7 protein-coding genes are annotated in these 6,174 nt (G+C 53.6%); all 7 read right to left on the reverse strand.

Annotated features, from left to right (window positions below; genetic code table 11):
- Positions 1-338 (reverse strand): hypothetical protein (locus B3F49_RS10635; RefSeq protein ID WP_293910922.1); only part of this gene is annotated, 338 nt, incomplete at its 3' end.
- Positions 339-362: 24 nt separating this feature from the next.
- Complete coding sequence (locus B3F49_RS10640; protein WP_414712535.1) at positions 363-968, reverse strand: regulatory protein RecX; 606 nt, start codon at positions 966-968, stop codon at positions 363-365.
- A complete protein-coding gene (gene rpsI / locus B3F49_RS10645) occupies positions 969-1,382 on the reverse strand; it encodes a 30S ribosomal protein S9 (protein WP_293910926.1) in 414 nt (137 codons plus the stop codon).
- Between the two features lie 14 nt (positions 1,383-1,396).
- Positions 1,397-1,825: a 50S ribosomal protein L13 gene (gene rplM, locus B3F49_RS10650; RefSeq protein WP_293891875.1), complete on the reverse strand. Its 429-nt coding sequence runs from the start codon at positions 1,823-1,825 to the stop codon at positions 1,397-1,399.
- 84 nt (positions 1,826-1,909) lie between these two features.
- Complete coding sequence (locus tag B3F49_RS10655; protein ID WP_293910928.1) at positions 1,910-2,212, reverse strand: hypothetical protein; 303 nt, start codon at positions 2,210-2,212, stop codon at positions 1,910-1,912.
- Positions 2,213-2,753: 541 nt separating this feature from the next.
- Positions 2,754-5,024 (reverse strand): ATP-dependent helicase, encoded by a 2,271-nt coding sequence (locus B3F49_RS10660; RefSeq protein WP_293910930.1) that lies wholly within the window; start codon positions 5,022-5,024, stop codon positions 2,754-2,756.
- A partial coding sequence (locus B3F49_RS10665) for a MiaB/RimO family radical SAM methylthiotransferase (RefSeq protein ID WP_293910932.1) occupies positions 5,017-6,174 on the reverse strand: 1,158 nt, incomplete at its 5' end. The genes B3F49_RS10660 and B3F49_RS10665, both read right to left, overlap by 8 nt.

Here is a 6,174-nt window from a genome sequence, read left to right on the forward strand (position 1 = left end):
CCTGAAGGAAAGGACTCATAATTTTCATCAGGGTCGACGCCATCAGGAAGCGGCATGCCATCCTGAACATACGGCCTGGGCTTGTGTACCACCTGCTTGAGGAAGGTACGGACTCCATAGGCGCCTGCGATGGTTCCTGCATAGCTGGTTGCGATGGCAATGTAGTCGGACGGGGGTGCTATCAGACCGAGTATTCCTGGAGTGATGAGTGTCAAACCCAGAGTGATATCACTGGCTTTGGAGAGATTTGCATCGTAGGTGAAATCCAAGGCTGAAAGAGATGATACCGAGAAGCATAGTATCAGCAATGCTGCGATGAATGTCTTCTTTCTGCTCATACCTGCCTCCATTAGGATTTTAGTTTACTTGGACTTCTCAAAGCCATCAAGCCCGAGACGAATTTCGTAGGAGGAAAAGCCCTTCTTTTGCAGTAGATACCTTGCCTTGTCCTCTCCCACCTTCCTGATCGCCAGACTGTATGCTTTCTGCACATACTCGACAATCGCCTCTTCACCGTAGAGCTCGTCCAAGGCACGCTGGGCATCTTCGCGATTGACCCCTTTTTCGCCAAGACGCTGGGCCATCAATACTCTTCCTTCAGGACTCTTCTTCTGCCTGTGTTCAATTGCCAGCAGTGCATACCGATACTCGCTGAGCAGGTTGTCAGACGCGAGCTGCTCAAGGGTGGGCTTGATGATGTGCAACTCATACCCTTTCTGCGTCAGCTTCCGTGTCAACTCCAAGGCGGTATGCTCGCGCCTGGCAAGGTAAGCCATTGCCTGAGAGCGGCAGTTGCGCCTCGCCTGAGCGTCTTTGAGCTCATTGCACTCTGCTTCAGTGAGCTCTTGGCCGACAGAGAGGTGCCGCAAGCGAAAGACATCAGCTGTAATAAAAAAAGGGAAACCTTCGTGGACAAGAACTTGATAGCCCTGGCCAGGGATTTCCCCTTCGATGCGTGCAAATGCCACTTAGCGCTTGGAGAACTGGAACTTGCGACGAGCACCCGGCTGACCGTACTTCTTGCGTTCGACCATGCGGGAGTCACGAGTCATGAAACCAGCGGTGTGCAGAGCGGGCCTGTAAGCCTCGTCGTGTTCACAGAGAGCGCGTGCGATACCATGGCGGCAAGCACCGGCCTGGCCGGAGGGACCACCGCCGACGACGTTGATGAGGATATCGTACTTGCCGGTGGTTTCGGTGGTCTCAAGCGGCTGCTTGACGATGTACACCAACATCGGGTTTCCAAAATAGGAATCAACATCCCTGCCGTTCACTACGATCTTGCCCTCGCCTTCACGCAGGTAGACACGAGCGACAGCGGTCTTGCGGCGACCGACACCATGACCAAGATCAACAACTTTCTTCACTTCTTTCTTTGCCATTTTTCGCTCCTACCTTAGATTTCAACCTTGATGGGCTGCTGAGCCTGCTGCTGGTGATTCGCACCTGCATAGACTTTCATGTTGGTGTACAACTTGCGACCGAGCGGACCACGGGGGAGCATGCCCCTGACGGCACGTTCCATCGGATAGACCGGGTTGCGCTTGATCATATCAGCATAGCTGTATGAGCGAAGTCCACCGGGGTAGTTCGAGTGGCGATAATACATTTTATCCTGGTACTTGTTGCCCGAAAGAGCTGCTTTCTCAGCATTGATGATAATCACATAGTCACCCATGTCCTGGTGAGGCACATAAATGGGCTTGTTCTTCCCGCGAAGGATGCGTGCAGCGGCAACTGCTACCTTGCCAAGCTCCTTTCCCTCTGCATCAATCAGATACCATTTCTTCTGAACTGTCAGCGGTTTCACAAAAATAGTCTTCATCTATTCATCCTGTTCTGCAAGGACCAGCCTTGCGTGTGTTTTTTGCATGGACAGAAGGATGCCTTGCATCCCGACCTGCCATATTTAGTATGTTACAGCACCAGCATACTGACGCGACAACTGCAAAAAAGCCTGTACATCGCCTGACGAATACTCTCCAGGAACAATGAACGGCACATCGGCAGAAGGAGGAAGCACCACCTTGAGGGCCAGGGCCTCCAAAGCAAACTCCTCATAGCGCTGAGCACAAAGGCCGGTTAATCCGTACGGTCCTCTGGTCTCGAACACTCCCTGCAAGGGATTGTCCATTCGCTTTGCAACTGCATCCTCCACCTTGAGGGTGCGTATCAGGGACGCTGTGGCCTTGACGAGCAAATCAAGCAACAACGGTGAAACGCAATCTGAGGGCGGTAGACAAGCTGTACAGGCTTCTTCCTTGAGACAAACGACCTGAGGTACGAAACTCCCTGGGAAAGGTAGGATAGGGAGGAGCATCACGGAATCTGCCCCGCCAAAACCTAGGAACGGTCGCCAATAGGACACTGTACGGCTCGCATGCTCAGGAGATACAGCCGGGTCGAATAGTGCATCATCCGAAACCTGTCGTACCACCTGAAGGACCTTCTGCTGGTCAGAGTATACCCTGAACACCACAAAGTCTGGAAACAGCATTGCCAGCAGCTTTTCGAGCCTTCCTGAAAAAAGCGAAGGGTATTCGCTTATCAACCCGCGACTGACCGTGGCCTTGATGGACCGTTGGACTTGTTCGGGTCGATGCCCCAGAATGGCTCTGCCATAATTCTGAAAAAAATCGGTATAACGCACACCCCGCCTATCATAGAGATAGAACGAACGCGCGCGGACAACGGTAGGCATTGTATAACCTTCCGGCCTTTCTTGTCTAGTCTCTTTCCCCCCATCACTCATATCACTCGCTCCCGATTTTCTCTAGCTGGGCAAATTTGCTGATGAAGGTGGCTTTCCGCCCTCCGCTGAACCGGACTTCGATGACCTCCCGGTCACCGTTCATCCGCACAGTCACCACCTCCCCTTCTCCGTAACTGTCACTATACACCCGCTGGCCGACCGGAAACAGAGGACCGCCATCAGCTTCTGTGTGGACGGTCTTCATCGTGAAGGTTTTGGCGTTGTCGCCAAACCCTTTCCGGATGAGGACTTTGCCATCGCTGCCCCAGCCAGAGGGAGTTGCACCGCCTCTCTGATGCTCTCTTCGCTTCTCGCCCAGGCTTGAGAGCCCCTGGTAACCGCCGGCATGCTGAATACCGGGATTGAAGCCCTGCACATGCACCAACGACGAATCGATCTCCTTAAGGAAGCGGCTGGGGTGATGGAAGCTGCTCTTGCCCCAAATTTTCCTCGCCCTTGCGCACAGAAGATACAACTCTTTTCGCGCCCGGGTTACGGCAACATAAAAGATGCGTCGTTCTTCCTCGATATCATCGTCGCTCTCGCCCGCCCTTCCAGGGAACAATTCCTCTTCCAAACCAGCAACAAACACCCGGTCGAACTCCAAGCCCTTGGTGTTGTGCATGGTGATGAGGGTGACACCCTCCTTGTCCCGGGGATCTTCCCTGCCCAAGGTGGTGGGATCGAGCGACAACTGTTCCAGAAACTGCAGCAACCCATCCAGGGAGGATTCATAGGAAGAGAGGGCATTGACCAGCGCCTCAAGGTTGCCGACTTTTCCGGTGCTGTTCTGGCTGTCCAACTCCTCATAATAGCCCACCAAGCCAGCCTCCCTGATCAAAAAGTTGGCACAATCGACCAGCTCCCCTTCACCGAGCAGGGTCTTTGCATGCTCGAACATCTTCAGAAACTGCGATGCTCCGGCTTTCGCCTTTGCAGAGAGCACATTGCCTTCGATTGCAAGCCGCAGCATGGCAAACAAGCTGCCGTCGGTCTGGGGGGCGAAGGAGAGAATGCTGTCCAAGGCACCCGGACCGATACCTCTTGCAGGCTTGTTGATCATGCGCTTGAAATTCACCTCGTCTTTCTCATTGGTGAGGAGGAACAGCAAGGCAAGGGCATCCTTGACCTCTTCGCGATCATAGAACTGCAAGGCTCCAACAACCTTGTACGGGATGGAGAGCCGCTTGAACATGGTTTCAAACGCAACAGACTGGGCATTGGTCCGGTAGAGAATTGCACTCTCATTGAACTTCTTGTCAGCCAGGAGAATGTTGCTCACCCGCATCGCCTCGTCCTGCTCATCCTGTACATAGAAGAGGTTGGGCTTCGCTCCCTTGGAGTTTGCCGTCCACAGCTTTTTTGCATGCCGGCCCTTGTTGTTCTTGATAACGGAATTGGCAACATCGAGAATATGCTTGGTGGAGCGGTAGTTTTGTTCCAGCTTGATTGTCCTCGTACCGCTATAGAGTTCGGGGAAGCTGAGAATATTCCGAACCTCGGCGCCGCGGAAGCGATAAATGGACTGGTCGTCATCGCCGACAACACAAATGAAGCATGCCGGGCCCACCAGAAGCTTGAGCAGGTTGAACTGCGCAGCATTGGAGTCCTGATACTCATCGACCAGAATCATGGAAAACCTGTTGTGGACCCAATCCAAAACAGCCGGTTTCTCCTGGAGCAACTCAATACTTCGGCCGATCAAATCGGCAAAATCTACATTTCCTATGCTTCTCAGTTTTCTCTCATACGCATCATACATCTCCTTGAAGGTTCCACCCACCTTCAGGCCGTCAGGATTGTCGGTGGGCCTGCGCCCCTGATCCTTGGCATAGGAGATCTTGCGCATGACAGGATCAAGATCCCGTTTCTTGTAATTCGGAAAACAGGAAGCAAGCAGCGAAAGAGAGTCGTCGTCATCATAGATGGTGAAATTGGAGGCAAGACCGATTTCAGAGCCGAATCGTCTGAGCAGCCAGGCTCCAAAGGAGTGAAAGGTGCGGATGGTGCATTCATCGGCCTGGGCATTGCCATCGAGCATTTCCTTCACCCGCTGCTGCATCTCACTGGCCGCCTTGTTGGTGAATGTGACGGCAAGAATCTTAGAGGCGGGAATACCAAGCTTTTCAACTGCATACGCGATTTTGGTGGTGATGACCCTCGTTTTTCCACTGCCGGCCCCAGCCAACACCAACAGGGGACGGTTGTTTTCAAGCACCGCCTCCCTTTGTTGTTCGTTCAGCGCATCCAGCATCGCATCGATATCAGCCATGAAGAACTCCTTGCACCGGGATAGCCTCCAAATCGAGGCCATTGACCGAACGGATGCCGCAAAGCACCTTCCGCCCCGGCTTCAACGACCTGCCTACAACAACCGTCAGTCCGTCGACTTCGGGAGCCTGGGCGTACATGCGTCCGATGGCAAGGTCCTCTCCTTCAACCAGCTCCTCGATGAGGACCTCATACTCCTTTCCCACAAAGCGCTTGAGGTTTGCACTGGTAATCGGAGCCTGCAGGGCCTGCAGCTGCTGTTGGTAGGTTTGAGCGACCTTGTTCGCCTTCCTGTGCTCCCGTTCGCCTCTGAGTTTGTAGGCCTTGGTCCCTTCCTCCCTGCTGTAAATGAAAGAGCCCACCCAATCGAGTTTTGCCTTGGAAAGAAAATCCATCACCTCGGCAAAGGCCTTCTCATCCTCACCAGGATACCCAAGCAGTATCGTCGAACGAATGACTGCTTCAGCAACAGTGCTTCGGATTGCATCGATGAGCGCAAGATAGCTCTCCTTCGTACCGGTTCTGCCCATGCTTCGCAGCACGTGCTCATCGGCGTGCTGGAAGGGAATATCGAAATAGGGAAGCACCTTCTTGTGCTCCGCAATGAAAGGAATCAGCTCTCTTGGAAACGCATCGGGATGGATATACAGCAGGCGAATGGAAAAATCACCTTCCAAAGCAACCAAAGCTTCAAGCAGCTGCATGAACTTGCTCTGCTTGTCGGGGCCATCGGTGCCATAGGCTGCCAAATCCTGTGCGATAAGGTTGATCTCCTTGATCCCCCGCCCGATCAAATCCTTCGCCTCGGCAAGAATGACCTGCATGGGTTTGCTCCTTAGAGCCCCCCTGATCAGGGGAATGGCGCAGTAGGAGCACCAATGGTTGCACCCCTCGCTGATTTTCAGGTAGGCGCTGCCGGGGAACGAGAGCAACTCATTGCGTTCATACACCTCATTCTCGATGGGTGGATAGGAAGGCAGGGAGACAACCCGGTCACCGGCGAAAATCTGTTCGACCACCTCATGAATCCTGGAGAGGTCGCGGTTGCCGAAAATGGCTGAGGCCTCCCCCAGCTCCTGTTCCAACTCCTTTGCATACCGCTGGGCCATACAGCCGCTGAGAATGATTTTTGCTTCGGGATTCGCCTCATG

The organism is Sphaerochaeta sp. UBA5836, from assembly GCF_002432845.1.
Taxonomy (GTDB): domain Bacteria; phylum Spirochaetota; class Spirochaetia; order Sphaerochaetales; family Sphaerochaetaceae; genus Sphaerochaeta.